The sequence below is a fragment of the Moorena sp. SIO1F2 genome, assembly GCF_010672755.1.
Lineage (GTDB): Bacteria > Cyanobacteriota > Cyanobacteriia > Cyanobacteriales > Coleofasciculaceae > Moorena.
The window spans coordinates 1-3,542 of record NZ_JAAHFV010000508.1; the positions used below are offsets into that span (position 1 = coordinate 1).

Genomic DNA, 3,542 nt, shown 5'->3' on the forward strand with positions numbered 1-3,542 from the left:
ATGAAACAAAAAGAGGAGGATTAATGATGGCTTACACCATAACGAAAGCGAGTAACCCCATGAGTATTGAAGAAAGGGAGTACGAAACAGCAAAGGAAGTAAAGTTTACCAAGTTCACATCCTGCATAGGTGTGTTGGCGATGGTTGATAAAGATAAAGTGCGTGGAATCCATTTAGCAATAAATGACCCGCAGGACAATAAAATTACTGAGAAGGATTTAACTCAGGTTATCAACTTGGTACCAGCAAACAGTAGCCAAGTAAAAGTGATCGGGGAAATTGAGGTTTGGAAGAGGAGTGTAAAGAAGGTTTACGATAGCCTATTGGAACAACTGAAGAAAAAATCGCTTGACGTGCAGGAATACCCATTCGGATCGGGTGTGTACGGAGGGAAGGTGGAGGACGGAAAGATAGAGATCACATACTAGGATCTGTTGAGACCATATCGATGGAAACCACGACAACTGGAAGACTAAGAACCTGACGGCTGTCCACCATAGCTGCCACCAGCAAATCCACTGGAGCAGGTCGAAAGACCAGAATATCTAGGAGCCGTATGAGGGGAAGCCTTCACGTACGGATTTGAAGGAGAGGTGCCCTGGGTAATACCAGGCATCGACTCTAATAGTCCGCAGGCTGAAATCGCTCAAATCTGGGGCGTTGCTTAATAATGGAATGATTTTAATAGTAGGTGCGCGCCTCGTGGCGAGTAAATCGCCCTTGGGTCGCACCTGTGGAATAGGCATCTTGCCTGTTCGGCGATCTTTTGGGGTGGGCAGGATGCCCACTCTACTCCTATTCATTCAAAGACTGACGCAACGCCCTCTTCCCGATTCCCGACTCCCGATTCCCTACTCCCTACTCCACTAAGAAGCGCTAAACTTTAGCCTCTTCTTTGACTAACTTATCCCAACCCAAATCCTTCAGGCTGTTATTACGACGTAACGGACGAGTTGCCAATTCCAGAATGTCTCGGGCATTAGTAAAGCCGTGCATTTGAGCAAAGGTAAACTCAACGGACCACTTAGTATTAATCCCCCGTGCTTCCAAAGGATTAGCATGAGCCATACCGGTAATTACCAAATCAGGCTCCAACTCATAAATCCGCTGAATCTGGTTATAATTGTCTGGCTTCTCGATAATCTTAGGAGTTGCTACACCCATTTCGTGGCAAGTCTGTTCTAACAGAGCTAACTCAGCTTTCTGATAACGCTTATCCATGTAAGGGATACCGATTTCATGGCAAGTCATCCCGCAACGAACAAGGAAACGAGCTAAGGAAACTTCCAGCAAGTTATCCCCCATGAAAAATACTGACTTACCACGCAACAGCTGGATATAATCTTCCAAGCTTTCCCAAATTTTAGCTTCCCGTTCTGCCAAGCCTTTTGGTTCAATACCAAACACAGAACACATTTTCTCTATCCAAGCCCGAGTGCCATCCGGACCAATGGGGAAAGGTGCGCCAATTAACTTACACTTGCGGCGGCGCATCAGAGTAGTAGCGGTGCGGCTGAGGAAGGGATTCACCCCAGCAACATAGTAACCTTCTTCAATTACTGGCAATTCCGTGTAACGCTTAGCAGGCAACCAACCAGACACCTTAATCCCCTGCTTCTTCAACTCTAGGGTGAGGTTAGTCACAACCGGGTCAGGTAGGGAGCCAAACAACACTAGGGGTGGATGATCCGCATAGTCTGACTCTTCCGCAGCCACCTCTTCTTTCTGGCGTCCAAAGTTGAGGAGTTTTGCGATCGCATTCCGTTCTTGTTTCTCCTCTTCCACCTGGGGTGCTTCCTTCGGACACTTGTGAGCCATAGCCGCCAATACTGTATCTTCACCCTGGGTGAAAGCATAGTCTAAGCCATTAGCACGAGCCACCACAATTGGAATACCAATCTCAGATTCCAGCTTGGGAGCCAAGCCTTCCAAATCCATCTTGATAATTTCGGTAGTGCAGGTACCAATCCAGACAATCACACTAGGATTGCGATCGCGTTTAATCTGCAAACACAACCGCTTCAGTTCCTCGTAATCATTGAGCTTAGCCGAAATATCCCCTTCTTCCAACTCCGCCATGGCATAGCGTGGCTCAGCAAAAATCATCACCCCCATCGCATTTTGGAGGAAATAGCCACAAGTCTTAGTACCAATCACCAAAAAGAAGCTATCTTCAATCTTTTGGTAAAGCCATGCCACGCAGCTAATTGGGCAAAAGGTATGGTAATTCCCAGTTTCGCACTCAAAATCTAGGGCTTGAGGGGTTTGAGCAACAGTCATTTAAAATTCTCCTCTCCTGGTTTCTCTCTAAAGTTTTCAGGGTTTAAGGTTGAAGGTTTAAAGGTTGAAGGTTTTAATGCTTGAAGGTTTTAAGGTTTAAGGTTGAAGGTTTTCAGGTTTGCTGTTGACTCTTATAACTTTCAACCGGGTGCATCTCATTAAAGCTGTTTGACCCGGTGGTGCGTTACGGGACGGACTGTCTCAACACTGGCTACCGATAAAATGAGGGCGAGCCCGTCCCTAACGCACCCTACGCCTGCTAACTTCCAACCTTCAACCTGCTAACTTTCAACCTGCTAACTTTCAACCTTCAACTTCCTAACCTTCAACTTCCTAACCTTCAACCTTCAACCTTGGCCTTTGGCCACGCTACGCGAACAACCTTCAACCTCCTAACTTTCAACCTCCTAACCTCCTAACCTTTGCTTACACCATCATCAGGTCTAATTCTTCTTCCTCAGTCACTGCTGGGGTTTGAGGATTTAGGTAGAAGTCAGACAGCAAAGAGAACAACTCCCGGTCTGGTGCATCTTGAGGTACAACCCCCTCAGGCTGTGCCAGAATTTGGTCAGCAATGTTGAGATAGTATTGGCAAACCGGTTCCAGGCTAGGGTCAGTTTCTGCCATTTCAAAAATCGTTTTGCCCTTAACCCGAGAGACACGAATGTCTTCAATTAGTGGCAGAATTTCCAGCACTGGCATGGGCACAGCTTCCACATACTTATCGATTAAGTCGCGCTTAGAGGTGCGGTTGCCAATCAGACCAGCCAGACGCAGCGGGTGAGTGCGAGCTTTTTCACGAACAGAAGCAGCAATCCGGTTAGCAGCGAACAACGCATCGAAACCGTTATCCGTGACAATCATGCAATAGTTGGAATAGTTGAGGGGAGCAGCAAAACCACCACAGACGACATCACCCAGAACGTCAAACAGAATCACATCGTACTCATCAAAAGCATTCAGTTCCTTGAGCAGCTTAACCGTTTCACCAACTACATAGCCACCGCAACCAGCACCAGCCGGGGGACCACCAGCTTCTACGCAATGAACACCACCATAACCTTTGTAAATCACATCTTCAGGCCAGACATCTTCGTAGTGGTAATCCTTTTCCTGAAGGGTATCAATAATGGTAGGGATCAGAAAACCAGTCAGAGTGAATGTGCTGTCATGCTTCGGGTCACAGCCAATTTGCAGCACCTTTCGACCCCGCTTAGCTAGGGCAACTGAGATATTACAGCTAGTTGTGGACTTACCGATAC

4 protein-coding genes are annotated in these 3,542 nt (G+C 47.0%); 2 read left to right on the plus strand and 2 right to left on the minus strand.

Features of this window, described 5'->3' with window-relative positions:
• The coding region (locus F6J94_RS31870; protein ID WP_293047583.1) for a hypothetical protein at positions 1-428 on the plus strand (428 nt) is incomplete at its 5' end.
• Positions 429-702: 274 nt separating this feature from the next.
• Complete coding sequence (locus F6J94_RS31875) at positions 703-870, plus strand: hypothetical protein (protein WP_293047586.1); 168 nt, start codon at positions 703-705, stop codon at positions 868-870.
• A 6-nt stretch (positions 871-876) separates the two neighbouring features.
• Here the strand turns inward: F6J94_RS31875 and F6J94_RS31880 are convergent, their stop codons facing one another.
• The gene (locus tag F6J94_RS31880; protein ID WP_293047588.1) at positions 877-2,280 is read right to left on the minus strand and encodes a ferredoxin:protochlorophyllide reductase (ATP-dependent) subunit N; all 1,404 of its coding nucleotides are present in this window, start codon (positions 2,278-2,280) and stop codon (positions 877-879) included.
• Positions 2,281-2,706: 426 nt separating this feature from the next.
• A complete protein-coding gene (bchL, locus tag F6J94_RS31885; protein WP_293047590.1) occupies positions 2,707-3,540 on the minus strand; it encodes a ferredoxin:protochlorophyllide reductase (ATP-dependent) iron-sulfur ATP-binding protein in 834 nt (277 codons plus the stop codon).
• Positions 3,541-3,542 lie beyond the last annotated feature (2 nt).

What these genes read in the sequence shown, in the direction of transcription:
- F6J94_RS31880 (WP_293047588.1), bottom strand. Translation starts at nt 2,280, where the DNA reads ATGACTGTTGCTCAAACCCCTCAAGCCCTAGATTTTGAGTGCGAAACT.